Genomic DNA, 25235 nt, shown 5'->3' on the forward strand with positions numbered 1-25235 from the left:
GATTCGAGGTCGGCGCCGGGTCGCGGTCAGCCCTGGGCGGCCGTCGCCCGGCCGTAGCGGCGCTCGAAGCGCTCCACTCGTCCTGCGGTGTCCACGACCCGGGTGTTGCCGGTGTAGAAGGGGTGGGACGCCGAGGAGATCTCGACGTCGATCAGGGGGTAGGTCCGGCCGTCCTGCCACTCGGTCGTCTTCGCCGAGTCGGCGGTGGAGCGGGTCAGGAACGTGACGTCCGCGGCACGGTCACGGAAGACGACGAGCCGGGTGTCGGGGTGGATGCGGAGCTTCATGGGATGTCCTTCCTGGGGCGCCGGGCGACGCGTCGGGCGTGCTGCTCGACGCGTCGCGCCTGTGGTGCGGCCGAGCCGGTGGTTCAGCGGGTCTCGCGGAACTCGACGTGCGCCGCGGCGACCGGGTCGTACTTGCGCAGGACCAGTCGGTCGGGGTCGTTCTGGCGGTTCTTGCGGGTCACGTAGGTGATGCCGGTTCCGGCCGTCGACCTCAGCGTGACCACGGGACGCGCCTTGCTGCGTGCCATGAAGTCCTCCCTTCGCCCACGCCACGGATCTCTGATCCGAGCATGTCAATCACAGCTGGTCCAACAACGCCTCCCCCCGTCGCATTCCCGAGCCGTCGGCGCAGGCCGAAGGGCAGGTGTCGGGTCAGCGCAGCAGCAGCTGAAGCCCGCCGACGATGGTCGCCGCGATCACGAGTTGCTCGAAGAGTCGCTGGTTGATTCGGTTCACAGCCCATTTGCCGATCAACGCGCCGGGCACGACGAACAGGACGAGCGCTGCGTCAAGGAGCAGCGAGTTGCCGTCGATCAGACCGAGACCGGCGCTGAAGGGCACCTTGGCGACATTGACGATCAGGAAGAAGAAGGCCGAGGTCCCCAGGAAGCCCAGCTTCCGGAAGCCCGCGGAGAGCAGGTACATCGACATCACCGGCCCACCCGCGTTGGCGACCATCGTGGTGAAGCCGCCGAGCACGCCGTACGAGCGGGCCTTGACCCGGCCGGACCTGGTGGCCACCGAGTCCGGTTCCGCGTCGGCCTCCGCGGTGCGCCGCCGCCAGACCGTCACTCCGGCCATCAGCAGCAGGATCGCGCCGATCGACGTCCGTACGATCTGGTCGTCGGCCCAGACCAGGAACACCGTCCCGGCCACCACGCCCGCCGCGACCGCCGGGAACAGCCGCCACAGCGTCGGCCAGTGCGCGTGCCGCCGGTAGGTCAGCACCGCCAGCACATCGCCCGCGATCAGGATCGGCAGAAGTACGCCGGTGGAGGCGCGGGCGGGCAGGACCGCCGCGAAGATCGCGAGGCTCACCGTGTTGGCCCCGCTCACCGCGGTCTTCGAGAAGCCGACGAGGAGAGCCGCCGCGGCGAGGGCGGCGAACTCCCAGCCGGTTATGTGCCAGAGCGTCATCGTGTCCATGCGAACACCGATGCTATGCGCACGTATCCGGCCACCGTAAGGAGCGTCTCGCGGGTCGGTCCGTACCGGCGTCCTGGCACCTAGCCAGTATTGGACTGTGGACCTCCGCTCCACCCCTGAGAAGATCTCCCCGGGACCTTCGCCGACGCTGCTGGAGGAGACATGGCCGACGTCCGCGAGCACGCCCTGGACGGCGTCAAGGGCAGGATCGTCGTCACCGAGTGGGCCGCCGAGCGCCCCCGCTACCTCGCCCTCGTGCTGCACGGGTACGGCGAGCACATCGGGCGGTACGAGGAAGTGGCGGGGGTGCTGGTGCGGCACGGCGGTGCCGTCCTCGGGCCCGATCACGCCGGGCACGGCAGGTCGGCGGGCGAGCGGGTGCTGATCGAGGACTTCGAGGACGTGGTCACCGACGCGCACGCCGTCGCGGACCTGGCCCGGTCCGCGTACCCCGGCGTACCCGTCGTCCTGGTCGGGCACTCGATGGGCGGCCTGATCGCGGCCCGCTACACCCAGCGGTACGGGGACGAGCTCGCCGCGCTCGTGCTGTCCGGGCCGGTGATCGGCGACTGGACGCTGCCGCACCGGCTGCTGGCCCACGACGAGATCCCCGACACACCGATCAACCCGGCGGCGCTCTCCCGCGATCCCGGGGTCGGGGCGGCGTACGCGGCGGATCCGCTGGTCTGGCACGGGCCGATGAAGCGGCCGACGGTGGAGGCGTTCGCGCGCACCCTGGAGACCGTGTCGAAGAGCGGCGCGGTGGGCCGGCTTCCGCTGCTGTGGCTGCACGGGGACGACGACCGGCTGGTCCCGCTCGCCGGGAGCCGCGTCGGGGTCGAGGAGCTACGCGGTCCCGGCCTCCTCACCTCACGCATCTACGCGGGCGCCCGGCACGAGGTCTTCCACGAGACGAACCGGGCGGAGGTCTTCGCCGATCTGACCCGTTTCCTGGACGGGGCGCTGATCACCCGCTGACGCTGCCGCGTTTGCGCCGTTTCGCGTCGGGCACCCGGATGGGACGAACGACGACGAAGGAGATGCCCGTATGACTGTGGTGAAGAGCGCACTTCCCGAACCGGCCCGTGCGATCGCCGGGGACGCGTTGCAGGGCACCCTCGTGGATCTGCTCGGCCTCTCGCTGATCGGCAAGCAGGCGCACTGGAACGTCGTGGGCCCGCGGTTCCGCTCGATCCACCTGCAACTGGACGAGGTGGTCGACACGGCCCGCGCGTTCTCCGACACGGTGGCGGAGCGCGCCGCGGCCCTCGGGCTGCCGCCGGACGGCCGGCCCGAGACGATCGCGGCCGCCTTCACGCTGCCGAGCCCCAAGGACGGCTGGCAGCAGGACACCGAGGTCGTGGAAGTGATGGTGGCCTCGCTGGGGGCGGCGATCGGCCGGCTGCGCGAGCGCATCACCGCGACCGACGAGGCCGACCCGGTCACCCAGGACCTGCTGATCACGATCACCGCCGAGCTGGAGAAGCAGCGGTGGATGTTCGAGGCGGAGAACTGGCCCCTCGACAAGTGACCGGCCGGCCCGCCCTGTCGGGTGGCCGCCGGTGCCTCACCCCAGCAACCAGCCCCCGTCCACGCTCAACTCCACCGCGTTGACCGACCGGTTGCGCAGCAGGAAGTCCGTGGCGTCCACCACGTCGGCCACCGTGGCGAGTTGACCGGTGGGAGTCCCGGCGCGCAGACCGGCCAGGACCTCCGCCGGTTTCGCCCGCCAGTAGGGGCTGTCTCCCACGACACCCGGGTGGACGGCGTTGACACGGATCGGGGCGAGTTCGACGGCGAGGGTGTGCACCAGGCCCCGTATCCCCGCGTTGACGGTCGCCACGGTCGTCGCGCCGGGGTAGGGGCGCTCCTTCGCCTGCCCGCCGAAGAGGACGATCGCGCCCTCGTCGTCCATGCGCGGGCGCATCACGTGCACGACCTCGGTGTAGCCGACGAGTTTGAGCGTGACGAGGTGCAGGGCGGCTGCGATGTCGTAGTCGGTGACCCGGTTCTCGTCGCGGGAGACGCCGGCGAGGACGAGGTGGTCGACGTGTCCGACGTCGGCCAACGCGCCCGCGATCTCCTGCGGTCGGGCCAGGTCGAGCGCGAGGCCGCGGGCGCCGATCTCCTTGGCGACGGTGTCGGCGCGGTGGGTGTCACGGCCGGTGAGGACGACCTCGTCGCCTCGCTCCGCGCGGACGCGGGCGAACTCACGGCCGATCCCGGACGTGCCTCCGACGACCAGAACACTGCTCATGGGTCCAGGATCTCCTTCAGGTAGTCCCAGTCGCGGGTGAAACGGTAGGAGTGGCGGGACGGCGGCTGCGGCGCCTGGGTCTCCAGCCAACGCAGCGGCCCCCGGCCCGAGTTGGCGAAGCCGTGCACGCAACCGGCGCCCGCCCAGGCGCAGTCGCCCGGCCCGAGCCGGTACCGCTCGCCGTCGAAGACCGCCTCGGCTTCCCCCTCCAGGAACAGGTACGTCTCCTCGAAGGGGTGGTCGTGGCTGCCGGCGACACCGTCGGGCGCGTACTGGACCATGAACATCGTCGAGGCGACCGCGCCGAGCTCGCCGTCGACCATCATCTTCACCGTGATGCCGCTGTAGACGAGCAGGGCGGTGCGCATGCTCGCGGAGACCGCGAGGAGGTCCTGGGACTGCTTTCCCGGGTCCATCTGCGCCGGTTCGAAGTGGCCGAAGGAGCGGGTGCGCGGGTCGCGGACGTCGACGCGGACGGGGTCGCGGGCGGGCAGCGCGGGCACGGGCCGGGTGTCGTGGCCGTAGCGCGCCCGCGGGACCGGCGCCAGCATGTCCGCCCAGCGTGCGGCCGTGTCCCCGGCGCCGCGCCAGGCGTGCGGGACACCGGTCGGGAGGAGGCCGTAGTCGCCCTCTTCGAGGAGGTACGAGCCCTCGGGCACGTCCAGGATCACGGTCCCGTCGAGCACGTGGAAGCTCTCCTCGTACGAGTGCACATGCGCCGACACCTCGCCGTCCGGCCGGAGTTGGCAGACGCCGAAGCCGGTGTGGACGCTCCCGTCGTCCTCGCCGACCAGTGCGCGGCGCCGGAATCCGTGCGCGTCGTAAGGGAGTTCTGGCAGGTCGGCGGCCCTGCGCACCAGATGCCTCGTCATGCGCTCTGCTTCGCCTCCTTCGCCGCGAGGAGGCGGTCGCGGGACTCCTCGACGAGCCTGCGGGCACGGGCGACGTCGGCCGTCAGTTTTCCGTCGCGCTTGTGGACCACGCCGTCGACGATGACGGTCTCGACGTTGGACACGTCGGCCGACAGGGTCACCGCGGTGACCGCGTCGTGCAGCGGAGCGACGTTCAGCGCGGTGGCGTCGATCGCGACGACGTCGGCGCGCTTGCCGGGGGTCAGGGAACCGGTGCGGTGTTCGAGGCCCGCGACATGCGCGCCGCTCAGCGTCGCCGCCTCCAGCATCTGACGTGCCGTCAACATCGTGTCGGGCACCGGCACATCGGCCTGCCAGCTCGCCGCGTTGACGCGCGCCCGCTCGGCACCGAAGGCCGCGCGGATCTGGGTGAACATGTCGCCGGGCACGGTGGTCACGACGTCGATGCTCAGCGAGGGCCGCAGCCCGTGCTCGATCGCCTTCATCACGGGCGGCCAGCCGTGCCCCATCTGCGTCTCCACCTGCGGCGCGATGGAGACCGTACCGCCGCTGTCGGCGACCATCCGCCACTCCTCGTCGCTGAGATAGCAGCAGTGGACGTAGGTGGTGTCCGGGCCCAACAGGCCGAGTCCGTGCAGCTGTTGGACCATGCCGTAGCGGCCGGCCAGGCGACCCATCGCCACGTGCACGGTGATCGGGATGTCGAGGTCACGGGCCAGCGCCCACTCGGCGGTGACGACGTCGTTGACGCAGAAGCCGGGGCCGCGGGTGGCCAGGCCCATGGTCAACAGGCCGTCGTCCGAGGGGAAGTGGGCGGCTCGGATGCGGCGGACGTCGTCCCCGGGGATGGCGATCTTGCTCTCGAACCAGTAGTCGGCGAGGCAGGTGTTGGCGCTGCCGTACGCGTACTGGGCGCGGATGCCGGTCTCGCTGAGGGCCTCGATCGCGGCGTCCGGGTGCTCGGGGGTGTTGTTGATGTGGGACCAGTCGACGAGGGTGGTGATGCCGGCGTTGAGGCACTCCAGGGTGCCGGCGAGGTTGGCCGCGTAGACGTCCTCGGGGGTGTAGAGCGGGGCGAAGGTGTCGAGGATGTCGACGAAGTAGTCGTCCAGGGTGGCGTCGGGGGCGACGCCCCGGATCGAGGCCTCCCAGGTGTGCCGGTGGGTGTCGACGAAGCCGGGGATCAGGATGCGGCCGGACATGTCGAGGATCTCGGCGTCGGCGCTGATCTCCCTCTGAACGGCGGTGATTTGGCCGTCCTCGATCAGGACGTCCCCCTCGGGCAGGTCCCCGATGTCGGGGTCCATGGAGACGATGTGGCCCGCGCGCAGGAGTAGTCGGTCGGTCATCGCGCTTCCTCCCAGGGAAGGTCGGGGGTTCTCAGTAGGCGGCGAGGTGGCGGACCGCCGCCACGACCTTGTCGACGGTGGGGATGACCCGTTCCTCCAGCGCGTCCGCGAACGGCAGCGGGACGCACTCCCCCGCCACCCGGCGCACGGGCGCGTCCAGCAGGCCGAACCCCTCGTCGGCGACGACGGACACGAGGGTGGCGCCCCAGCCGCCCTGGTACGGGTTCTCCTCGACGGTGACGAGCCGCGAGGTCCGGCCCAGGGAGGCGATGACGGTGGCGGTGTCCAGGGGCACCAGGCAGCGCAGGTCGACCACTTCGGCCTCGACGCCTTCGGCCGCGAGGAGTTCGGCGGCCGTCAGCGCCACCGGGACCATGGAGGCGAGGGCGACCAGGGTCACGTCCGCGCCCTCACGGACGACGGCGGCACGGCCCAGCTCGACGACGTGACCGGGTGGTGGCGGCGCCCCTTTGCTCGCGAGCAGCCCCTTGTGCTCGAAGAAGACGACCGGGTCGTCGCTGCGGATCGCCGCCGCCATCATGCCGACGACGTCGGCGGGCGTGGCCGGAGCCGCGATCTTCAGCCCGGGGACGGTGAACGCCCAGTTCTCGGTGGCCTGCGAGTGCTGGGCACCGAAGCCGAGACCGCCCCCGTTGGCAGTGCGCACGACGAGCGGGACGGTGACCTGACCGCCGGTCATGTACCGCACCTTTGGTATCTCGTTGGCGAGGTAGTCCCAGCAACAGGCGAGAAAATCCGAGAACATGATCTCGGCGACCGGCCGCATGCCGGTCATCGCGGCGCCCATCGCCGCGCCCACGATGGCCTGTTCGGAGATCGGCGTGTCCCACACCCGCCCGGGCCCGAACTCCTCGAACAGCCCGGCGGTCGTCTTGAACACCCCGCCGGCCGCCCCGATGTCCTCCCCCAGGCACACGACGGCCGGGTCCCGGCGCATCTCGCGCGCGATGCCCTCGGCGACCGCCTGCCGGTAGGTGATCACGTCCGCCATGCGGCACCCCCGTCCGCCCATACGTCGGTGAGCGCATCGCGCGGATCCGGCGCCGGCGCGTTCTTCGCCGCCTCGACCGCCCGCTCCACGACGTCACGCGCGCGGGCGTCGGCCTCGGTGACCGTCTCCTCGGACATGCCCAGCTCGACCAGTCGGCCGCGCGCGAGGTCCAACGGGTCGTGCTTGAGCCAGCGTTCGACCTCCTCCGCGGGGCGGTAGGCGGCCGGGTCGGCGCGGCTGTGCCCGAAGTGCCGGTAGGTCGCGGCCTCAAGCAGGGCGGGCCCGTCTCCGGCCCGGGCCCGCCGGGCGAGGCGGGCGACCGTGTCCCGGACGGCGACGACGTCGTTGCCGTCGACGGTCTCGCCGGCCAGCCCGTAGGCGGCCGCCCGGTCGGCCGCGGGCTGGGCCACCGCCGTGACGTCGGCGATCGCGGTGTACTCCATGTAGAGGTTGTTCTCGCAGACGAACAGCACGGGCAGCTTCCATACGGCGGCCAGGTTCAGTGCCTCGTGGAAGGCGCCGATGTTGGTGGCGCCGTCGCCGAAGAAGGCGACCGCCAGCTGTCCGGTGCCGCGCAGCCGGGCCGACCAGGCCGCGCCGACCGCCATCGGGAGGTGGGCGCCGACGATCGCGTAGGAGCCGAGCATGCCGGTGGACGCCTTGGTGAGGTGCATGGAGCCGCCCTTGCCTCCGCACAACCCCGTGGCGCGGCTCATGAGTTCGGCCAGGCACTCCTCGGGAGTGGCACCGCGGGCCAGCGCGTGGTGGTGGCCGCGGTAGGTGGCGAAGACGTAGTCGTCCTCGCGCAGAGCGGCGCTCGCGCCGACGGCGATCGCCTCGTGCCCGGCGGCGAGATGGGTGGTGCCCTTGACCAGGCCGGACAGGAACAGGTCGTGGGCGGCCTTCTCGGTACGCCGGATGACGGCCATCCGTTCGTACAGGGCGAGGAGTTCGGCCGCGTCCATCAGCGGGTCCCGTCCGCGAAGCCGGTGTTGAGGTGGGACTGCGCCTCGCGCCGGGTGTTGAGCTCACCGCCGACGGTCCAGTACTTGCGGCCCGCGACCAGCAGTTCCTCGGCCGGGAACTTGGTGATGACCTCGCAGCCGTCGGCGGTGACGACCAGTTCCTCCTCGATGCGGGCCGCGGACCAGCCGTCGGCGGCCGGCCAGTAGGTCTCCAGGGCGAACACCATGCCCTCCTGGAGGACTTCGGGATGGTCGAGGGAGACGAGCCGGCTGAAGATGGGCTTCTCCCAGATCGACAGGCCGACCCCGTGGCCGTACTGGAGCGCGAAGGCCGCCGTCTCGTCGGCGAACCCGAACTCCTCGGCGCGCGGCCACACCCGGACGATGTCGGCGGTGGTGGCGCCGGGCCGGACCAGGGCGATGGCCCGGTCCATGTACTCCCGGCAGCGGACGTACGCGTCGCGCTGGGCACCGGAGGCGCTGCCGACGGCGAAGGTGCGGTAGTAGCAGGTGCGGTAGCCGAGGTGGCTGTGCAGGATGTCGAAGAAGGCGGGGTCGCCGGGGCGGATCAGCCGGTCGCTGTAGACGTGCGGATGGGGTGAACAGCGTTCGCCCGATATGGCGTTGACGCCTTCGACGTACTCGCTGCCGAGGTCGTAGAGGGTCTTGCTGACCAGTCCCACGCACTCGTTCTCGCGGACGCCCGGCCGCAGGAAGCCGTACAGCTCCTCGTAGGCCGCGTCGACCATCGCGCAGGCCTGGGTGAGCAGGGAGATCTCGTCGCGGGTCTTGGTGCGGCGGGCCTCCAGGAAGACCTGCTGGCCGTCGACGACGTCGATGCCCTCGGTGCGCAGGGCGGCCAGCACGGGCATCTCGGCCACGTCGATGCCCAACGGCTCGCCCGCCAGGCCGTGTTCGCGGAGTTCGGCGGCGATCTTCCGGGCCACGTCCTCGGCGATGCCCGCGTCCGGGTGGAAGGCGCCGCGCAGGGTGGAGATGCCGGCGCGGGCGCCGGTGGGCGGGCCGTCCTTGCCGTCGCTGTAGTCCAGCCACGGGTTGTAGAGCTGGTGGTGGCGGGCGGCGGAGCCGAAGTCCCAGACGATGGGCTCGCCGCCGCGCGTCAGCAGGGCGAAGCGGATCAGCTTGTCCATCGCCCAGGTGCCGATGTGCGTGGCGGTCATGTAGCGGATGTTGGCGAAGTCGAAACTGAGCACCGCGCCGAGGGAGGAGCGGTTCAGCGAGTCGTGCAGCCGGGCCAGCCGCTCCGTGCGGAGCCGGTCCAGGTCGATGCGCTCTTCCCAGTCGACGGCGTTGGGTCCGAATGTGCGGATCGTCATGGCGACCACCCCCGCTTCGGAGTGAACGACCGGACCCGGCGAGTGTCAAGTGTTACTGAACAGTCGGCCCGTGCCACTGAACGGATTGGCTGAACACGAACCAGACGCCCACGGCCGGTTCGGCGCCGTCGTTCCGGTAGCGGTGCGGGGTCGTCGACTCGAAGCACACGGCATCGCCCGGACCCAGCGTGTACTCGTCGAAGCCGAGGGTCAGGACGAGTTCGCCGGAGGTCAGACACCCGTACTCGGTGCCCGCGTGCCGCATGAGGCCGCCGGAGCTGGAGGAGGAGCCGCCGGGCCGGTAGGTCACCTGGAGGAAGTCGACGTCCACGCCGGGCACATGACCGAGCCGCTCCCACACGACGCCCGAGTCCAGCTCCAGCGTCTCCCGTTCACCGGGGGTGACCAGCGGCCCGATACGGCGGCCGGGGTCCGCGGCGAAGGCGGCGAGGGCGTGCAGGACGGTGCCGGGGACCGCCGAAGCCGTTGCCGCGGCGGCGACTTGAGCGTCGGCGGCGATGTCGTCACGGCCGTCGTCACCGCCGTCGAAGAGCGACTCGATCGAGATCCCGAGAGCCGTGGTGATCGCGTACAGCGTGCTCACGGACGGCTGGCTCTTGCCGGTCTCGATCTGGGAGACCAGGCTCGCGGAGACGCCGATCTCCCGCGCCAGGGCGCGCAGACTCATGCCCCTCGCCTGGCGCGCCCGCCGGACACGGGCACCGACGGGCGGTGCTGCGGCAGGAGACACGACCCCTCCCCTCAGGACCGAACGTGTGCAGCTCCATTGAACAGTACGCGTGCGATCGTGCGCAGCACGCCGTTGTCATTGTTGGACGGGGCTGTGTAGCGGGCTCTGGCGACGACGTCCGGATGGGCGTTGGCCATCGCGAAGGACCACTCCGCGGCGTCCAGCATCTCCAGGTCGTTGAGGTAGTCGCCGAAGACCATGGTCTGTGCGGGCGTGATGCCCAGGTCACGCTGGAGGCCGCGCAGGGCGGCGCCCTTGTTGGCGGTGGGGTTCATGACGTCGGCCCAGTGCTCGCCGGAGACGACGACCTGGTGGGTCGTGGCGAACGGGGCGAGGCCCGGGGCGGTGGTGCGCTCGGCGGAGCCGAAGTCGTAGAGGGCGACCTTGAGGATGTCGTCGTCGATCACGGTGGCGTCCTCGACGACCTGGTTCTCGACGTAGTACCGGCGCACCTCGTCCAGGAACGCCCCGTCGATCCGCTCGACGTACGCGGACCGCTTGCCGCAGACCACGGCCCCCACGTCCACGCCGGACGCCGCCAACTGCCGTACCGTCCGCACCAGTTCGGCGACCACGCCCGGTGCCAGCGGGTCCGAGGCGAGTTCCACGCCGTCACGTACGACATAGGTGCCGTTCTCGGCGATGAACGCCATGCCCTCGGCCACCTCGGCGAACTCCCGCGCCAGCGTGGCGTACTGGCGGCCGCTCGCCGGGCTGAACAGCACACCGCGCCGGCGCAGTTCGGCCAGCGTCTCCCAGAGGCCGGGCGGGATCCGCTTGGCGTCGTCCAGGAGCGTGCCGTCCATGTCGGTGACGATCAGCCGGATGTCCGCGGGACCGGTGGGAAGGTCGGTGACGAGGTGTGCGGGGGCGGAGGACATGACCTGCTTCCGGTGAGGGTGGACGGCACCGCCGCCCGCTCCGGACGGCGCTTCCACCCTACGTGAGCCGGTCGAAGCCCAGGTCAGCCGCCCGACCGGATGAGTCCGGTCAGGTAGCGCCACAGCGCGGACCGGCGCTTGGCGCTGTGGTCGGGGCCGTCGGACGCGTCCGGTTCGCCGGATACGTCCTGGCCGAGCGAGACGCCCGCCATGCGCGGCGGCGGGTACGAGGTGACCGGTGCGGACAGCTCGTAGCGGACCGGCAGGGAGCGCAGGCCGCGCATGAACGGCGAGGAGCGCCAGGGCAGTTGGTCGACGGGGAGGGCGAGTTCGAGGTGCGAGAACCGCTCGAAGAGCCGGCCGACGCCGGCCGCCGCGATCGTCGAAGCAAGCTCGCGGGCGGGGCACTGGCGGCGGCCCGCGCCCCAGGACAGGTGGGCGCGGCTACTGATGGTCGAGGTGCCGGGTGCCGTCTTGTCGGCGAAGAGCGGGTCGGCGTGCGCGGCGGCGGAGGAGACCCACACGGGGTCGCCGGCACGGATGGTGTACCGGCCGAGCCGCGTGTCCTCGGCGGCGAACCTCGGTACGAAGTTGACCAGCGGCGGCTTGCGCATGACCACGCGGTTCATGGTCTCGCGGACCATCCCGGCGGACAGCGCGGTGCGCACCCCGCCGTCGGCGTCCCCGGAGATGACCTCGCCGACGGTGTTGGAGATGAGGATGCCGACGTGGTCGGAGGTCATGCCGAGCAGCATGAACAGCTCGCGGGCCAGCTCGTCGACGGAGAGGTCCGGGTGGGCGGCAACCAGGTGGGAGGGGAAGTCGTCCGCGGGCTGCGCGATCTTCGAGGCGGCGAGTTCCTTGAGCGTGTGCAGCAGCCGGTCGAGGGCCGGTTCCGCGTCCGGGCCCGCGTCGAGCACCCGCCACATGTCCATCAGGGCGTCGTCGCCCTGAGAGCCGGGGAAGCCGAGCAGATGACTCGCCGCCATCAGCGGGAGCGGCCGGGAGAACTGGGCGGACAGGTCGGCCGCACCCGTGACGCCGCCCTGCCCGAGCAGGGAGATCAGCTCGTCCGCGTAACCGGTGACGGCCGCCTTCAGCCGCTTCGCCTGCGGGTTGCGCGGGTCCTGGAAGGGCCGCAGCGCGGTGTCCCATGCGGTGCGCAGCGCCGGGTAGCCAGGGCCGCCCTGGATCAGGACGTGGTTGACCTCGAGGGACGGGCCGAGCGGCCAGTCGGCGGGCACCCGGCCCTCCGAGCGAGCCCGCCAGTTCTCCAGGCCCTTCGGCCAGCCGGCGTCGTCCTGGAGCACCTGGAGCGACTCGCGGTAGCCCAGCACCAGCCACGCGGGCACGCCCAGCAGGTCGACCGGCGCCACCGGTCCGTGCCGGTCGCGCAGCCGCTCGTAGACGAGCGCGGGGCGGGTCTCGTAGTCCCGGGTCAGCAGGGGCTCGGGGGCCAGGGCCTCCAGCCGCGGGCTGTCGGACACCGCGCCCCCTTCGTCGACCAGGTCGATCTCCATGCGTCAGCCGCCCCCTTCGACACCGCCGGCCTGCGGACGCGGGGGACGTTACCCCAGGCCTCCCACGTGTCACCGGGCGGGGGTACTGACCGGTAGCCGATCGTGATGTCGTCAATTCACCGGCGGCGGGCGGCCTTTGACGGACCGGGAGACAGGGGCCGGCGGACGGCTCGGTCGGGATGGCCGAGGCATGCGGTGACCTGCGTCCACGACCGCTCGGGCATCACCCGTACGGGCCAGTGCGCTGGTGGGCCGGTGGGCCCGGTGGTGCGCTGAGGGGAGACCCGATCCTTCCAGGAGGCACCCGTCATGACCCGTCGTGCGTCCCGCCCCGTCCGTGTGTTCGCCGCCGCGCTGGCCGCGGGCACGCTGCTGACCACCGCGGCCTGCTCGGACGACGGCGACGGCGGCTCCAACGCCTCGGACGTCGCCGCTCCGGATGTCGCCGCCTCGTCCGTCACCGACGAGGCCCGGGCCGCCTCCCCGCTCGCCGCGCGGACGTCGACCGCGCCGGCCCGGCTGACCGAGGCCGGGGCGCGGGCCGCGCTGATCACCGAGGCGGACATCGAGGACGACTGGACGAAGGTCGACGACGCGGCGACCTGGCGGGACGAGCTGCTCGTCGGCAAGGTCGACGTGGCGGGCTTCCTCACCGCGAAGACGAACGCGGCCGACTGTCAGAAGCTCCTCGACGGCCTGTACGCCGACGATCTGCTCGGCAAACCCGCGGGTGCCTCCGCCCTCATCGGCTTCGAGCAGGGCGACTCCCGCCTCCTCCACCAGGTCGCCGCCTACGACCGGGCCCCGCTCGCCGCCTCTCTGACCTGGCTGGGGACCCTGCCGGACAAGTGCGACCAGTTCACCGCGACGGACACCAAGGACGGGAAGCGGACGGTCCAGGTGATCGAGACCTCGGTGCCGAAGGAGGGCGACGCCCGGCAGGGGCTGCGCGTGACGGTGCAGGGCACCACCAACGGCACGGCCACCACGCTCACCCTGGACGTCATGGCCGTACGCGTCGGCGACGACGCGATCACCGTCACCGCGGGCGGTCTCGACGGCGACGAGTCCGACTCGGCCGAACAGGCCGTGAAGGAGGGCACCTCGCGCCTGAAGGACGTCCTGGCGGGGAAGACGCCCGCCGCGGACCCCGGCAACGACGACTGAGAACGCTCCCCCGTGTCTCGTCCCACCCCCTGCACCCCGATTCCCGGGACACCGTGATCACCGCGCGGCACAATGGCGACGAAGGTGGCAGGCGGTGCGAGGAGGAGCAGAGTCGTGAGTGAGAGCCACACCCCCTCGGGCGGATCGGCCAGGCTCAACACCGCTGTGGCGCACAACGCGCGCGTGTGGAACTACTGGATCGGCGGCAAGGACAACTACGCGGTCGACCAGCAGGTCGGCGAGCAGGTCGCCGGGATGTTCCCGATCATCCGGGAGATCGCCCGCGCGGACCGCTGGTTCCTCGGCCGGGCCGTGCGGTTCCTGACCGAGGAGCGCGGGGTACGGCAGTTCCTCGACATCGGCACCGGGCTGCCGACCGCCGACAACACGCACGAGATCGCCCAGCGGATCGCGCCGGAGTCGCGGATCGTCTACGTGGACAACGACCCGATCGTGCTCGCCCACGCCCGCACCCTGCTGACCGGCACCGACCAGGGCGGCACCGACTACATCGACGCCGACGTGCACGACCCGGAGGCGATCCTCGAACGCGCCGCCGGGACCCTGGACTTCACCGAGCCCGTCGCGGTGATGATGCTCGGCATCCTGAACTTCGTCCTCGACACCGAGAAGGCCCGGGACATCGCCCGGCGGATCATGGCCACGGTCCCCGCCGGCAGCTACCTGGTCCTCACCCACCCCACCTTCGACGCCGAACTCGGCGGCGAGGGCCAGATCCCCGCGATGAAGTTCTGGAACGAGAACGCCACGCCCCCGATCACCGCCCGCAGCGGCACGGACATCGCCTCCTTCTTCGAGGGCCTCGACCTGCTGGAGCCGGGCCTGGTGTCCTGCTCGCGCTGGCGTCCCGAGGCCGACTCCCCGGCCGTGGTACCGCAGTTCGGCGCGGTCGCCGTGAAACCCTGACGCGGGCCAGTACACCGGTCGAACCGTCGAGGAGAACGTATGACCACCCTTGCCGATCCCGTCCCCGGCGGGCGCCCCGGTGATGTCGAGCGGGCCACCGCGCTCGGCGGCGAGCTGGCCGGACGCGGGGTGCACGGGATCGTCCTCGCCTACGTCGACACCGCGGGCATCGCACGGGTGAAGACGGTCCCGACGGCGAAGCTCGCCTCGGCCGCGGCCTGGGGCGTGGGCACGTCGCCGGTGTTCGACACGTTCCTCGCCGACGACTCGATCGTCACCACCGACGTCCTCGGCTCCCCCGACGGCGATCTGCGCATGTACCCCGACCTCGACCAACTCGCCGTCCTGGCCGGGCAACCCGGCTGGGCGTGGGCACCGGTCGACCGCATCACGCAGGAGGGCGAGCCCCATCCGGCGTGCGCTCGTACGGTGTTGCGCCGGACCGTCACCGAGGCGGCCGAGCGGCACGGCATCACCTTCAGGGCCGCCGTCGAGGTCGAGTGGGCCGTCGGCCAGGGTCCGTCCGCCACCGGCGAGTTCGTCCCGGCGCTCACGGGCCCGGCGTACGGAGCCGTCCGGCAGGTCGAGCTCAGCGACTACACCGCCGACCTGCTGGCGGCCTTCGCGGCGCAGGGCGTGGACGTCGAGCAGCTCCATCCCGAGTACGCGTCCGGGCAGTTCGAGGTCTCGGTGGGCGCGCTCGACCCGGTCGCCGCGGCCGACCGCAGTGTCCTGGTGCGCCAGACGATCCGGGCGGTGGCGGGGCGGCACGGGCTGGTCGTCTCGTTCGCGCCCGCCGTCTTCGCCGAGGGTGTCGGCAACGGCGGTCACCTCCACCTCTCCGCGTGGCGGGACGGAGTCAACCTGCACGCGGGCGGTGCGGGCCGCTACGGCATGACGGCCGACGCCGAGTCCTTCGTGGCCGGAGTCCTCGGCCGGCTCCCGGCGCTCACGGCGCTGACCGCCCCGAGTCCCGCCAGCTATCTGCGCCTCAAGCCCTCCCAGTGGGCCGGGGTGTTCACCGCCTGGGGCCGCGAGACCCGGGAGTCCGCGGTGCGTGTCGTCACCGGCACCGCGGGCCTGCGCGACCAGGCCGCCAATCTGGAGGTCAAGCCGGTCGACCTGGCCGCCAACCCGTATCTCGCCCTCACGGGCGTGATCGCGGCCGGGCTGCACGGGCTCACCTCGTCGGCGCCGCTGCCCCAGGAGATCACCGGGGATCCGGCCCGGCTCGACCCCGCGGAGGCGGCGGCCCGGGGTGTGCGCCGACTGCCGGTGTCGCTCGCCGAGTCGGTCGAGGAGCTCCGCAAGGACGAGGTGCTGCGGGCGGCGCTGGGACCGGTCCTCGCGGACGCGGTGATCGCCGTGCGTCTCGGCGAGATCGCCGCCGTGGACGGGCGGGACGACGAGGGCGTGGCGGCCGCCTACCGCTGGAAGTACTGACGTGGGCGCGATCCAGGAGGCGCTCGACGCGCAGGAGTTGACGGATCATCACTGCCACGGGGTGGTCACCGCGGACCTGTCCCGGGAGGGCTTCGAGGAGCTCCTCACCGAGGGCGGGGTCTGGCCGGGGATCTCGCCCTTCGACAGCCCGGTCGGCGTGTCGGTACGCCGGCACTGCGCTCCCCTGCTCGACCTGCCCCGGCACGCCCCCGTCGACGACTACCTCGCCCGGCGGGCCGAGTTGGGCTGGCGCGAGGTCAACCGGCGCTTCCTGACCGCCGCTTCGACGGACGTGTTCTGCGTGGACACCGGGTACACCCCGGACCGGCTCACCGCGCCCGCCGAACTGGCGGACACCGTGGGCGGATCGGCGTACGAGGTGGTGCGGCTGGAGGGCGTCGCGGAGGCGGTGGCGGCGAAGGGGGTCGAACCCGGTGAGTACGCGGCCGAGTTCGGGGCGGCCGCGCGGGCGGCGGTGGGGCGCCCTGGCGTGGTGGCGGTGAAGTCCGTGGCCGCGTACCGCACCGGCTTCGACCTGGACCCGGCCCGCCCCGCGGCGGACGAGGTCACCGAGGCGGCCCGGCACTGGCTCGCGGAGGGCGGCCGACTGACGGACCCGGTCCTCGTACGCCATCTGCTGTGGACCGCGGTCGATCTCGGGCTGCCGCTCCAACTGCACGTCGGATTCGGCGACAACGACATCCGGCTGCACCGCTGCGACCCCACGCATCTCACCGACTGGCTGCATCTGACCGCCGGCACGATCCCGGTGCTTCTGCTGCACTGTTGGCCCTACCAGCGCCAGGCCGCCTACCTCGCGGCTGTGTTCGAGCAGGTGTATCTCGACGTGGGCCTCACCCTGCACCACGTCGGTCCTGCCCGGGCTCGCGCGGTCCTTGCGGAGGCGACGGAGATCACTCCGTTCCGCAAACTGCTGTACAGCTCGGACGCGTACGGTCTGGCTGAGTTCTACTGTCTGGGTGCGCTGGCCTTCCGGCGGGGTCTGACCGGTCTGCTTCAGGACCGGGTGGACGCCGACGAGCTGAGCCTGCCCGACGCAATGCGGATCGCCCGGTGGGCGGGCGCGGACAACGCTCGCCGGGTCTACCGTCTGCCCGGCCCCTCCTGAAAGTATGATCAAGCAATGTCTGACATGACCGATACCACGCCAGGCTGGCTCAGCGCCGACGAGCTGGAGATGGCGCGAGCCCGTATGCCGATCCTGTACGTCGAGGCGGTGCCCGTCCGCGTCGACGACAACGGCGAAGTCACCAGCGTCGGCCTGCTGCTGCGCATGGGACCGGAGGGGACGGTCAGCCGGACCCTGGTCTCCGGCCGGGTGCTGCACCACGAGCGGGTCCGGGACGCGCTCCTGCGCCACCTGGAGAAGGACCTGGGACCCGTGGCGCTGCCCCGGATCCCGGCCTCCCTGCAGCCCTTCACCGTCGCCGAGTACTTCCCCACCCAGGGCGTCACGGCGTACCACGACCCGCGTCAGCACGCGGTGTCGCTGGCCTACGTCGTGCCCGTGACCGGCGACTGCCGGCCCCGGCAGGACGCCCTGGACCTGGTCTGGTTCAGCCCGCAGGAGGCCGTGTCGGCCGCCGTGCAGGGCGAGATGCCGGGCGGCCACGGGGTACTGCTCCGGCAGGCGCTGGCGCACGTGGGGTGCGGTCTGTAGCCGGCCCGCCGGGCAGCTCGCCCCGGATCAGTGCGCCGCGTCCAGCCGGGTGCGCTGGTCCTGGGTGAGTTCCAGGTCGAGCGCGGCCAGGTTCTCCTCCAGTTGGGACACGGACGAGGCGCCGGCCAAGGGGATGATCGGCAGGTCGCCGCCCAGCTGCCAGGCCAGGACGACCTGGTTGAGGGTGGCGCCGGTCTCCTGGGCGACCGCCCGCAGCACGGTGAGCCGGGCGGGGGTGCCGGGGTGGTCGTAGTCCGGCGGGAGCGGCTTGTCCTGGCGGGTGTACGCGCCCGCGAGGAGCGGCGAGTAGGCGACCAGGGTGAGGGCCTCGGGCTCGGCGCGCAGATAGGTCAGCAGTTCGGCGCCGGTGTGGCCGAGGCTGCCGTCCGGGAACATGTCGTCGGTCACGTCGGCGCGCGGGCGCAGCAGGCTGTGCTGGTACTGGAGCACCTCGTAGCCGGGCAGTCCGGCCGCGGCGGCGAGGGCGCGGGCCCGCTCGACGCGCCACACGGCGTGGTTGCTGACCCCGAGGAGACCGACCGTCCCCTCGGCGACCAGTTCGGCGAAGCCCTCGACGGTCTCCTGGATCGGAACCGTGCGGTCCTCGATGTGGGCGTAGAGCAGGTCCAGCTTGTCGACGCCGAGGCGTTCCCGGCTGCGTTCGGCGGACTCGCGGATGACCTTGGCGGACAGGCCCTCGGGGTTGTCGATGTAGCTGGTGCCGGGGGCGAGCGGGCGGGCGCCGAGCTTGGTGGCGATGACGATCTCGTCGCCGATGCCACGACTGCGCCGCCAGCGGCCGAGGAGTTCCTCGCTGTGGCCGCCCTGACCGCCGTCGGTCCAGAAGGCGTAGTTGTCGGATGTGTCGATGAAGTTGCCGCCGGCCTCGACGTACCGGTCGAGCACGGCGAAGGACGTCTCCTCGTCGGTCCGTGAGCCGAAGAGCATCGCGCCGAGCGCGAGCACGCTCACCTCGCGGCGGTGGGCCGGGTCGGTTCCGATGGTGCGGTACCTCATGATGGGTCCTCCCGTTCGCGCCCGGTTGTCCGGGCACGAACGGGAGTCTTCATCTTGAAGCGCACTTGAAGTCAAGCCATCGCGAACTATCCCTTCGCGAACGGGCCTTCCAGCGCCGCCCACTGGAGCAGCATGATCGTCTTGGCGTCGGCGATCTCTCCGGTGCGGATCATCTCCAGGGCCCGCCGGAAGGGCAGTTCGACGATCTCGATGTCCTCGCCCTCCTCGTCCAGGCCGCCGCCCTCGTGGGTATGGGTCGAGGGGCCGTAGGCGGCGGCGTAGAAGCTGACGCGTTCGGTGACCGAGCCGGGGCTCATGTAGACGTCGAAGACGTGCCGGACCTCGCCGATGGTGTGGCCGGTCTCCTCCACCACCTCGCGGCGCACGGCGAGTTCGGGGTGTTCGTCATCGTCGTCGAGCAGTCCGCCCGGGGTCTCGACGAGCATGCCGTCGGGGTGGCCGTTGACGTACACCGGGTACCTGAACTGCCGGGTGAGCAGGACGGTTTCGCGGTCGGCGTCGTAGAGCAGCATCGTGGCGCCGTTGCCGCGGTCGTGCGTCTCGCGCTGCTGGGTGCTCCAGGTGCCGTCGGCGAGCTGGAGGTCGAAGGTCGTGGCGCGCTCGACGTACCAGTTGCTGGAGAGCAGTTGGACCTCGCGGACCTTGACGCGCGGGTTGCCGGTGAGGTCGAGGCCCGTGCGGTCCAGGCCGGTGCGGCCGCGGCGGTCCGGGGTGTCGATGCCGGCGGTCATCGGACACCGGTCCGGCGGGGGGAGGCGGTGGAAAGGTGCATGATCCGCTTCTACCACGCGCGCATTACGTGGGAGGCGCGGCCCGGCAGGTCGACATAGAGGCCGGAGGTGACCAGTTCGGTGCCGTCGCGGTCGAACGTCTGCCCCGACAGCAGGTCGGTGAGGTGGCAGGCGCGGTCCTGGAGGTCGCGCCAGGGCAGCGGGACCCGGCCCTGGGCGGGCGCGTCCGAGTCGTTGACGACCACGACATGGCAGGTGTCGGGGCCGGTCCAGCTCCAGGCGAGCAGGTTGCGGTGCGTGTCGTTGTCAGGCCAGCCCGTACAGGTGAGCAACTGCCAGTCGCCGACCCGTACCTCGGCCGCCGCCGGGAGCAACCGGCCGTAGAACGCGCGAAGTTCCTCGTCGACGGGTTCGGGCGGGCGGCGGGAGAGGAAGACCGGCGGGCGGACCTTCCGGCCCTCGAACTGGCCCTCGTGCCAGAGGGTCGCGCCGGGCAGGGTGGCGACGGTGACGGCGGCGGAGCGCTCGCTGTCGCCGGGGAAGGTGGCGGCGGCGCGGGGTTCGTCGTGGTTCTCCAGGAAGCGGACGAGACCGTGCTGGTAGGCGAGGTCGGCCTGGAGGTGGCCGTGGACGGACTCGGCGTCCTCGTGCAGCAGGCGGTCGTAGAGCCGCTTGTCGTAGCAGTGGTCGAACCCCTGCTGCTGGAGAGCCCATTCGAGGTCCCAGTAGGCCTCTGCGACGAAGAGCAGGTCCGGGTGGCGTTCGCGGACGCGCGGGATCACGTACGGCCAGAAGTCCTCGGCGGGCGGGGCTCCGGTCCGGTCGCCCCAGGTCTTGGCGAACACGTCGGTCATCAGCAGCATCGCCATGTCGCAGCGCACGCCGTCCGCCTGGTCGCCGATGGCCACCAGTGTCTCCACCGCCGCCGTCCGCAACGCGTCGCTGAAGGCGTTCAGTTGGACCACGTCCGGCCAGGGCGGGAAGTACGGGTCCCGGCCACGGGCGTAGATCTGCCCGCCGGCCTCCATGAAGGCCTCGGGCGAGCGGGCGAGGTCGTCCGGGGTGCCGTGGACCAGGCAGTCGGGGCGGTCGGTGAGCCAGGGGTGGTCCGGGGCCACGTGGTTGGGGACGTGGTCGAGGATCAACCGCAAGCCGCGCGCGGCCAGTTGGGCGCGGGCCTCGGCGAGGCCGGCCGGGCCGCCGAGGGACTCGTCGACGACGTAGTTCCGTACGCAGTACGGGGATCCGGCGATGTCCGCCTCGGTGAGGTCGGGCAGGGCGGCGCGGAAGGAGGCGAGCAGCCCCTCGTCCCGCAGGGCGATCGCCAGTCCCGCCGGGCTGCGCTCCCATACGCCCATCAGCCAGACGGTGTCGACGCCGGGCCGCGCGACCTCGTCCCAGGCCTCGCCGGGGACCTCGCCCAGAGTGATCCGGCGGTCGTACCGTGCGCTCAACTCGCCCAGCCAGATGAGGGTGTTGATCTCGTGGATCACCGTCATGACAGCGGCTCCTCGCGCAGGGTGCCCCAGTCGCCGACGCCGACGACGTGGAACAGGGTCGCGGTGACGGCGGCGAGGCCGGTCCAGCCGGTCTGGTGGGAGGCACCGAGGCCCGCGCCGTTGTCGCCGTGGAAGTACTCGTAGAAGAGGATCAGGTTCTTCCAGTGCGGGTCCTTGGCGTACTTGGCCTGGGCGCCGTGCACCGGTCGGTGGCCGTCGGGTCCCTGGAGGAAGGTGGAGGTGAGGCGGTCGAAGAGCTCGCGGGCGACCTCGTAGAGGGTGAGGTGCTTGCCGGAGCCGGTCGGGCACTCCACCGTGAAGGCGTCGCCGTGGTAGACGTACAGGTTCAACAGGGCCCGGATCAGCAGCATGTTGACGGGGAACCAGACCGGGCCGCGCCAGTTGGAGTTGCCGCCGAACATGCCCGAGTCGGACTCGGCGGGGAGGTAGCCGACGCCGTACGTCTCGCCATGTACCTCGAAGGTGTAGGGGTGTTCGGCGTGGTGCTTCGACAGGGAGCGGATGCCGTGCGGGCCGAGGAACTCGTCCTCGTCGAGCATGCGGGCCAGCACGCGGCGCAGCCGGTCCTCGCCGAACAGCGCGAACAGGACCCGGCCGCCCTCGCCGGGGCCGATGTTCTGCTGGGCGGAGACGATGGCCGCCACGGCCGGGTGCCGCTCTATGAACTCCTGCGCCCCGGCGGCCAGTTCGGGGAAGCGGCGGCCGGCCCAGGCACCGACCACGCTGGTCGCCGCGAGCGGGATCAGGCCGACCAGTGAGCGCACCTTGAGGCGGGTCGCGGTGCCGTCGGGCAGCCGCAGGACGTCGTAGAAGAAGCCGTCCTCCTCGTCCCAGAGGCTCTCGTTGTCCTTGCCCATGCGGTTGGTGGCGACGGCGATCCACGCGAAGTGCTCGAAGAGGGTCTGCGCCTGCTCGATGTAGACCGGGTTCTCGTCGGCGAGTTCGATCGCGATCTCCAGCAGGTTCTGGCAGTACAGCGCCATCCAGGCGGTGCCGTCGGCTTGGTCGAGGTGGCCGCCGGTGGGCAGCGGGGCGCTGCGGTCGAAGACGCCGATGTTGTCGAGGCCGAGGAAGCCGCCCTGGAAGACGTTGTTGCCGTCGACGTCCTTGCGGTTGAGCCACCAGCTGAAGTTCTTCATCAGCTTGTGGAAGGCGTTCTCCAGGAAGGCGCGGTCGGCCTTGCCGGTGCGGTGCTTCTCCAGCTCGTAGACGAAGAGGACGGCCCAGGCGTGCACGGGCGGGTTGACGTCGCCGAAGTTCCATTCGTACGCGGGGATCTGGCCGTTGGGGTGCAGGTACAGCCGGCGCAGCAACAGGTCCAGCTGGGACTTGGCGAAGCCGATGTCGACCATGGACAGGGCGATGGTGTGGAAGGCGAGGTCCCAGGCGGCGAACCAGGGGTACTCCCAGGCGTCCGGCATCGACATGACCTCGTCGTTGACCATGTGGTACCAGGCGCTGTTGCGGACGCCGGGGTCGGCGCCGAGCGGGTCGACGCCGTGTTCGGCCAGCCAGCGCTCGACGTCGAGGTAGTAGTACTGCTTGCTCCACAGCATGCCGGCGAGGGCCTGGCGGGCAACCCGGCGCTCGTCCTCGCTCGGGCCGTCGGGCAGGACGTCCTCGTAGAACTCGTCGGCCTCGGTGCGGCGGGCGTCCATGGTCGCGTCGAAGTCGCCCCAGGGGTCCGCGTGTTGGGCGTCGGTCAGCCGGAGCCGGACGGTGGCGCTGCCGCCGGCGGGGACGGTGAGGACATGGTGGACGGCGGCCTTGGTGCCGGTCCGGGCGGGGTTGACGGCGTCGGTCTCGCCGTGGACGACGTACCGGTCGATGCCGTCCTTGACGTAGGGCGTGGTGTTCGAACTGCCGAAGACGCGCTCGTTGTTGGTGTCGTTCTCGGTGAACAGGGCCTCGGTGGGCAGGTCTTCGGTCCCGCCGCTGAAGTACAGCCGCCGCGTGCCCAGTTCCTCGTGCTCGGCGCGGACGGCCGAACCGTCCAGGGCGAGGCTCGGGACGGCGGTGCCGCCGGCCCAGGACCAGGTGTGGCGGAACCAGAGGGTCGGCAGCACGTGGAGGGGAGCATCGTCGGGACCGCGGTTGTGGGCGGTGATCTCGATCAGCAGGTCCTCGGGTCCCGCCTTGGCGTACTCGACGAAGACGTCGAAGTAGCGGTCCTCGTCGAAGATGCCGGTGTCGAGGAGTTCGTACTCGTAGTCGCGGCGTCCGCGGGACCGGTTGGTGTCGACCAAGTCACCGTAAGGGAAAGCGGCTTGGGGGTATTTGTACAGATACTTCATGTAGGAGTGGGTGGGCGTCGAGTCGAGGTAGAAGTAGCACTCCTTGACGTCCTCGCCGTGGTTGCCCTCGGTGTTGGTCAGGCCGAAGAGGCGCTCTTTGAGGATCGGGTCGCGGCCGTTCCACAGGGCCAGGGCGAAGCACAGCCGCTGCTTGTCGTCGCTGACGCCGGCGATGCCGTCCTCGCCCCAGCGGTAGGCCCGGGAGCGTGCCTGCTCATGAGTGAAGTACGACCACGCGTCGCCGCCGGGGCTGTAGTCCTCGCGGACGGTCCCCCACTGACGTTCGCTGAGATAGGGGCCCCAACGGCGCCATGGCGCCCGGGCCGCGTCGGCCTCCGCGAGCCGTTGCCGTTCGGCGCCCGTCGTACCGCTGTCCGCCATCGTGGACCGCCTCCTCGCGATTGGGCATCGCTCCAAGACTCGGGGGTCCCGGGCGGGCCCGCAACGGATGCATGGCGGAGGGGCGGCTTCCCTGTCCCGCCGACTTCCCTGTCCGGTTGAAGGCGCAACGAGCCTCTGTACAAGTAGGCCCCCGGTCTTCACGTGCGCTAGGAGATTCCCCTGCCATGTCCCTGTCCGAGCAGAACCCGGCCCGCACCGAGCCGGTCACCGCACCACCCCGCGCCGACACCCGGCGCACCCCGCTGTGGCTGGCGATCCTGGCCTGCAGCGTGCCCATGTTCATGGTCGCGCTCGACAACCTCGTCGTCTCCACGGCCCTGCACACCCTCGCCGTCGACCTGCGGGCGAGCACGCAGGAGCTCCAGTGGTTCGTCAACGCCTATGTGCTCAGCTTCGCCTGCCTGCTGATGACCGGTGCCGCGCTGGGCGACCGGTTCGGCCGCCGGACCGTCTTCGTCGTCGGCATCGCCGTGTTCACGCTGGCCTCGGTCGGCTGCGGACTGTCCGACACCAGCGCCGAGTTGATCACTTTCCGCACGGTCCAGGGCTTCGGCGCCGCGGCCGTGATGCCCCTGTCGCTGACCCTGCTCTCCCAGGCGGTGCCCGACCGGCTGCGCGGCCTGGCGCTGGGCGTCTGGTCCGGGGTGAGCGGGCTCGCCGTGGCGATGGGGCCCGTGGTCGGTGGCGCGGTGGTCGAGGGACTGGACTGGCAGTGGATCTTCTGGATCAACGTGCCGGTCTGTGTCGTCGCCGTCCCGCTGGCGCTGTACGCCCTGCGGGAGAGTTCGCTGCCCGGGGTCCGGCTCGACCTGGTGGGCGTGGTGCTGGCCGCGGCCGGGCTGTGCGCGGTGGTGTGGGCGATCGTGCACGGCGAGCCGGCGGGCTGGACCTCGGTGAAGGTGCTGGGCGCGTTCGCGGGCGGTGCCGTGCTGCTGGCCGCCTTCGCGGTCCGGGAGGCACGGGTGGCCGAGCCGATGCTGCCGCTGTCCTTCTACCGGGTACGGGCCTTCACGCTCACCAACGTCGTCTCGGCGACCATGTACTTCGGTGTCTTCGGCTCCCTGTTCCTGCTGGCGCAGTACCTCCAGATCGTGCCGCCGCGCACTCCGCTGGAGGCGGGTGTCCGCACCCTGGCCTGGACGCTGATGCCGATGTTCGTCGCCCCGGTGGCCGGGCTGCTCACCGACCGGGTCGGCGGCGGCCGCCTGATGGCGCTCGGCCTCTTCCTCCAGGGCGTGGGCCTGGGCTGGATCAACCTGGTCACCGACACCGACACCGCGTACCCCTCCCTGGTCGGGCCGATGATCGTCGCCGGGATCGGCATGGGCTTCGTCTTCGCACCGACGGCCGCGGTCGTCCTCGGCTCGGTCGCCAAGGAGCACGCGGGCAAGGCGTCCGGCGCCAACACGACCGTCCGGGAGATCGGCGGCGCGCTCGGCATCGCCGTACTCAGCACGGTGTTCGTCGCGCACGGCAGCACGCGCGACCCCGGGCAGTTCGTCGCCGGGCTGCATCCCGCGGTGTGGGTCGGCGTCGCGGTGGTCCTGGCCGGCGCGGTGTGCGCCCTCGGCATCCCGCGCGAGGTACGGCCGGCCGGGAGCGAGTCGGGTGAGGCCTGAGCACGGTGTCGCTATTTGCGAATAAGAACACTTCGA

24 protein-coding genes are annotated in these 25235 nt (G+C 71.5%); 8 read left to right on the forward strand and 16 right to left on the reverse strand.

Annotation, left to right across the window (positions count from 1 at the left end):
* Window positions 1-26: 26 nt before the first annotated feature.
* The 3 genes from ACIP6U_RS02975 to ACIP6U_RS02985 all read right to left on the reverse strand — a co-directional run bounded on the left by ACIP6U_RS02975 (window position 27) and on the right by ACIP6U_RS02985 (window position 1433).
* A complete protein-coding gene (locus ACIP6U_RS02975) occupies window positions 27-287 on the reverse strand; it encodes a type B 50S ribosomal protein L31 (protein WP_401711986.1) in 261 nt (86 codons plus the stop codon).
* An 83-nt stretch (window positions 288-370) separates the two neighbouring features.
* Window positions 371-535: a 50S ribosomal protein L33 gene (rpmG, locus tag ACIP6U_RS02980; RefSeq protein ID WP_124002108.1), complete on the reverse strand. Its 165-nt coding sequence runs from the start codon at window positions 533-535 to the stop codon at window positions 371-373.
* A 124-nt stretch (window positions 536-659) separates the two neighbouring features.
* Complete coding sequence (locus ACIP6U_RS02985) at window positions 660-1433, reverse strand: sulfite exporter TauE/SafE family protein (protein ID WP_401711990.1); 774 nt, start codon at window positions 1431-1433, stop codon at window positions 660-662.
* Between the two features lie 162 nt (window positions 1434-1595).
* Between ACIP6U_RS02985 and ACIP6U_RS02990 the strand changes: the two genes are divergently transcribed.
* Together ACIP6U_RS02990 and ACIP6U_RS02995 are read left to right on the forward strand one after the other, a co-directional pair.
* Entirely contained in the window at window positions 1596-2411 is an 816-nt protein-coding gene (locus ACIP6U_RS02990; RefSeq protein WP_401711993.1) for a lysophospholipase, read from the forward strand.
* A 70-nt stretch (window positions 2412-2481) separates the two neighbouring features.
* Window positions 2482-2964, forward strand: a complete 483-nt coding sequence (locus ACIP6U_RS02995) for a DNA starvation/stationary phase protection protein (RefSeq protein WP_124002105.1) — start codon at window positions 2482-2484, stop codon at window positions 2962-2964.
* Window positions 2965-3000: 36 nt separating this feature from the next.
* Here ACIP6U_RS02995 and ACIP6U_RS03000 read toward each other — a convergent pair whose 3' ends face one another.
* The 9 genes from ACIP6U_RS03000 to ACIP6U_RS03040 form a co-directional block, all read right to left on the reverse strand.
* Window positions 3001-3690 (reverse strand): SDR family NAD(P)-dependent oxidoreductase, encoded by a 690-nt coding sequence (locus ACIP6U_RS03000; RefSeq protein ID WP_401711995.1) that lies wholly within the window; start codon window positions 3688-3690, stop codon window positions 3001-3003.
* The gene (locus ACIP6U_RS03005) at window positions 3687-4562 is read right to left on the reverse strand and encodes a cupin domain-containing protein (protein ID WP_401711998.1); all 876 of its coding nucleotides are present in this window, start codon (window positions 4560-4562) and stop codon (window positions 3687-3689) included. The genes ACIP6U_RS03000 and ACIP6U_RS03005 overlap by 4 nt, the downstream gene beginning before the upstream one ends.
* The gene (locus ACIP6U_RS03010; protein WP_401712001.1) at window positions 4559-5911 is read right to left on the reverse strand and encodes an amidohydrolase family protein; all 1353 of its coding nucleotides are present in this window, start codon (window positions 5909-5911) and stop codon (window positions 4559-4561) included. The genes ACIP6U_RS03005 and ACIP6U_RS03010 overlap by 4 nt, the downstream gene beginning before the upstream one ends.
* A 31-nt stretch (window positions 5912-5942) precedes the next feature.
* The gene (locus tag ACIP6U_RS03015; RefSeq protein ID WP_401712004.1) at window positions 5943-6923 is read right to left on the reverse strand and encodes an alpha-ketoacid dehydrogenase subunit beta; all 981 of its coding nucleotides are present in this window, start codon (window positions 6921-6923) and stop codon (window positions 5943-5945) included.
* Complete coding sequence (locus tag ACIP6U_RS03020; RefSeq protein WP_401712006.1) at window positions 6911-7888, reverse strand: thiamine pyrophosphate-dependent dehydrogenase E1 component subunit alpha; 978 nt, start codon at window positions 7886-7888, stop codon at window positions 6911-6913. Before ACIP6U_RS03020 ends, ACIP6U_RS03015 begins: the two co-directional genes overlap by 13 nt.
* Window positions 7888-9225 carry a M24 family metallopeptidase gene (locus tag ACIP6U_RS03025; RefSeq protein ID WP_401712009.1) on the reverse strand — a complete coding sequence of 446 codons (1338 nt, stop codon included), beginning with the start codon at window positions 9223-9225 and terminating at the stop codon, window positions 7888-7890. The genes ACIP6U_RS03020 and ACIP6U_RS03025 overlap by 1 nt, the downstream gene beginning before the upstream one ends.
* A 52-nt stretch (window positions 9226-9277) precedes the next feature.
* On the reverse strand, window positions 9278-9976 hold the full coding sequence (locus tag ACIP6U_RS03030) for a helix-turn-helix domain-containing protein (protein ID WP_401712011.1): 699 nt from the start codon (window positions 9974-9976) through the stop codon (window positions 9278-9280).
* An 11-nt stretch (window positions 9977-9987) separates the two neighbouring features.
* Window positions 9988-10857 (reverse strand): Cof-type HAD-IIB family hydrolase, encoded by an 870-nt coding sequence (locus tag ACIP6U_RS03035; protein WP_401712014.1) that lies wholly within the window; start codon window positions 10855-10857, stop codon window positions 9988-9990.
* Between the two features lie 83 nt (window positions 10858-10940).
* Window positions 10941-12377: a cytochrome P450 gene (locus ACIP6U_RS03040; RefSeq protein WP_401712017.1), complete on the reverse strand. Its 1437-nt coding sequence runs from the start codon at window positions 12375-12377 to the stop codon at window positions 10941-10943.
* A 309-nt stretch (window positions 12378-12686) separates the two neighbouring features.
* Between ACIP6U_RS03040 and ACIP6U_RS03045 the strand changes: the two genes are divergently transcribed.
* The 5 genes from ACIP6U_RS03045 (at window position 12687) to ACIP6U_RS03065 (ending at window position 17595) form a co-directional block, all read left to right on the forward strand.
* Window positions 12687-13544 carry a hypothetical protein gene (locus tag ACIP6U_RS03045; protein ID WP_401712020.1) on the forward strand — a complete coding sequence of 286 codons (858 nt, stop codon included), beginning with the start codon at window positions 12687-12689 and terminating at the stop codon, window positions 13542-13544.
* A 114-nt stretch (window positions 13545-13658) separates the two neighbouring features.
* A complete protein-coding gene (locus ACIP6U_RS03050; RefSeq protein ID WP_401712023.1) occupies window positions 13659-14471 on the forward strand; it encodes an SAM-dependent methyltransferase in 813 nt (270 codons plus the stop codon).
* Between the two features lie 39 nt (window positions 14472-14510).
* Complete coding sequence (locus tag ACIP6U_RS03055; protein WP_401712026.1) at window positions 14511-15914, forward strand: glutamine synthetase family protein; 1404 nt, start codon at window positions 14511-14513, stop codon at window positions 15912-15914.
* 1 nt (window position 15915) lies between these two features.
* Complete coding sequence (locus ACIP6U_RS03060; RefSeq protein ID WP_401712029.1) at window positions 15916-17043, forward strand: amidohydrolase family protein; 1128 nt, start codon at window positions 15916-15918, stop codon at window positions 17041-17043.
* Window positions 17044-17058: 15 nt separating this feature from the next.
* Window positions 17059-17595, forward strand: a complete 537-nt coding sequence (locus ACIP6U_RS03065; RefSeq protein WP_401712032.1) for an NUDIX hydrolase family protein — start codon at window positions 17059-17061, stop codon at window positions 17593-17595.
* 27 nt (window positions 17596-17622) lie between these two features.
* Here the strand turns inward: ACIP6U_RS03065 and ACIP6U_RS03070 are convergent, their stop codons facing one another.
* From ACIP6U_RS03070 to ACIP6U_RS03085, 4 genes are all read right to left on the reverse strand, one after another.
* Window positions 17623-18612: an aldo/keto reductase gene (locus ACIP6U_RS03070; RefSeq protein WP_401712035.1), complete on the reverse strand. Its 990-nt coding sequence runs from the start codon at window positions 18610-18612 to the stop codon at window positions 17623-17625.
* An 86-nt stretch (window positions 18613-18698) separates the two neighbouring features.
* A complete protein-coding gene (locus ACIP6U_RS03075) occupies window positions 18699-19364 on the reverse strand; it encodes an NUDIX domain-containing protein (RefSeq protein WP_401712038.1) in 666 nt (221 codons plus the stop codon).
* Between the two features lie 50 nt (window positions 19365-19414).
* Window positions 19415-20863, reverse strand: a complete 1449-nt coding sequence (locus tag ACIP6U_RS03080; protein WP_401712041.1) for an alpha-amylase — start codon at window positions 20861-20863, stop codon at window positions 19415-19417.
* On the reverse strand, window positions 20860-23559 hold the full coding sequence (locus ACIP6U_RS03085; RefSeq protein ID WP_401712044.1) for an MGH1-like glycoside hydrolase domain-containing protein: 2700 nt from the start codon (window positions 23557-23559) through the stop codon (window positions 20860-20862). The genes ACIP6U_RS03080 and ACIP6U_RS03085 overlap by 4 nt, the downstream gene beginning before the upstream one ends.
* 185 nt (window positions 23560-23744) lie before the next feature.
* On the opposite strand from ACIP6U_RS03085, the gene ACIP6U_RS03090 reads away from it, so the two are divergent.
* Window positions 23745-25199, forward strand: coding sequence for an MFS transporter (locus ACIP6U_RS03090; RefSeq protein WP_401712046.1), 1455 nt, complete (start codon window positions 23745-23747; stop codon window positions 25197-25199).
* Window positions 25200-25235: the final 36 nt, after the last annotated feature.

It is taken from the genome of Streptomyces sp. NPDC088794 (assembly GCF_044750545.1).
In the GTDB taxonomy this organism is placed as follows: Bacteria; Actinomycetota; Actinomycetes; order Streptomycetales; family Streptomycetaceae; genus Streptomyces.

What these genes read in the sequence shown, in the direction of transcription:
- ACIP6U_RS02975 (WP_401711986.1), bottom strand. Translation starts at nt 287, where the DNA reads ATGAAGCTCCGCATCCACCCCGACACCCGGCTCGTCGTCTTCCGTGAC.
- rpmG (WP_124002108.1), bottom strand. Translation starts at nt 535, where the DNA reads ATGGCACGCAGCAAGGCGCGTCCCGTGGTCACGCTGAGGTCGACGGCC.
- ACIP6U_RS02985 (WP_401711990.1), bottom strand. Translation starts at nt 1,433, where the DNA reads ATGGACACGATGACGCTCTGGCACATAACCGGCTGGGAGTTCGCCGCC.
- ACIP6U_RS02990 (WP_401711993.1), top strand. Translation starts at nt 1,596, where the DNA reads ATGGCCGACGTCCGCGAGCACGCCCTGGACGGCGTCAAGGGCAGGATC.
- ACIP6U_RS02995 (WP_124002105.1), top strand. Translation starts at nt 2,482, where the DNA reads ATGACTGTGGTGAAGAGCGCACTTCCCGAACCGGCCCGTGCGATCGCC.
- ACIP6U_RS03000 (WP_401711995.1), bottom strand. Translation starts at nt 3,690, where the DNA reads ATGAGCAGTGTTCTGGTCGTCGGAGGCACGTCCGGGATCGGCCGTGAG.
- ACIP6U_RS03005 (WP_401711998.1), bottom strand. Translation starts at nt 4,562, where the DNA reads ATGACGAGGCATCTGGTGCGCAGGGCCGCCGACCTGCCAGAACTCCCT.
- ACIP6U_RS03010 (WP_401712001.1), bottom strand. Translation starts at nt 5,911, where the DNA reads ATGACCGACCGACTACTCCTGCGCGCGGGCCACATCGTCTCCATGGAC.
- ACIP6U_RS03015 (WP_401712004.1), bottom strand. Translation starts at nt 6,923, where the DNA reads ATGGCGGACGTGATCACCTACCGGCAGGCGGTCGCCGAGGGCATCGCG.
- ACIP6U_RS03020 (WP_401712006.1), bottom strand. Translation starts at nt 7,888, where the DNA reads ATGGACGCGGCCGAACTCCTCGCCCTGTACGAACGGATGGCCGTCATC.
- ACIP6U_RS03025 (WP_401712009.1), bottom strand. Translation starts at nt 9,225, where the DNA reads ATGACGATCCGCACATTCGGACCCAACGCCGTCGACTGGGAAGAGCGC.
- ACIP6U_RS03035 (WP_401712014.1), bottom strand. Translation starts at nt 10,857, where the DNA reads ATGTCCTCCGCCCCCGCACACCTCGTCACCGACCTTCCCACCGGTCCC.
- ACIP6U_RS03040 (WP_401712017.1), bottom strand. Translation starts at nt 12,377, where the DNA reads ATGGAGATCGACCTGGTCGACGAAGGGGGCGCGGTGTCCGACAGCCCG.
- ACIP6U_RS03045 (WP_401712020.1), top strand. Translation starts at nt 12,687, where the DNA reads ATGACCCGTCGTGCGTCCCGCCCCGTCCGTGTGTTCGCCGCCGCGCTG.
- ACIP6U_RS03055 (WP_401712026.1), top strand. Translation starts at nt 14,511, where the DNA reads ATGACCACCCTTGCCGATCCCGTCCCCGGCGGGCGCCCCGGTGATGTC.
- ACIP6U_RS03065 (WP_401712032.1), top strand. Translation starts at nt 17,059, where the DNA reads ATGTCTGACATGACCGATACCACGCCAGGCTGGCTCAGCGCCGACGAG.
- ACIP6U_RS03070 (WP_401712035.1), bottom strand. Translation starts at nt 18,612, where the DNA reads ATGAGGTACCGCACCATCGGAACCGACCCGGCCCACCGCCGCGAGGTG.
- ACIP6U_RS03075 (WP_401712038.1), bottom strand. Translation starts at nt 19,364, where the DNA reads ATGACCGCCGGCATCGACACCCCGGACCGCCGCGGCCGCACCGGCCTG.
- ACIP6U_RS03080 (WP_401712041.1), bottom strand. Translation starts at nt 20,863, where the DNA reads ATGACGGTGATCCACGAGATCAACACCCTCATCTGGCTGGGCGAGTTG.
- ACIP6U_RS03085 (WP_401712044.1), bottom strand. Translation starts at nt 23,559, where the DNA reads ATGGCGGACAGCGGTACGACGGGCGCCGAACGGCAACGGCTCGCGGAG.
- ACIP6U_RS03090 (WP_401712046.1), top strand. Translation starts at nt 23,745, where the DNA reads ATGTCCCTGTCCGAGCAGAACCCGGCCCGCACCGAGCCGGTCACCGCA.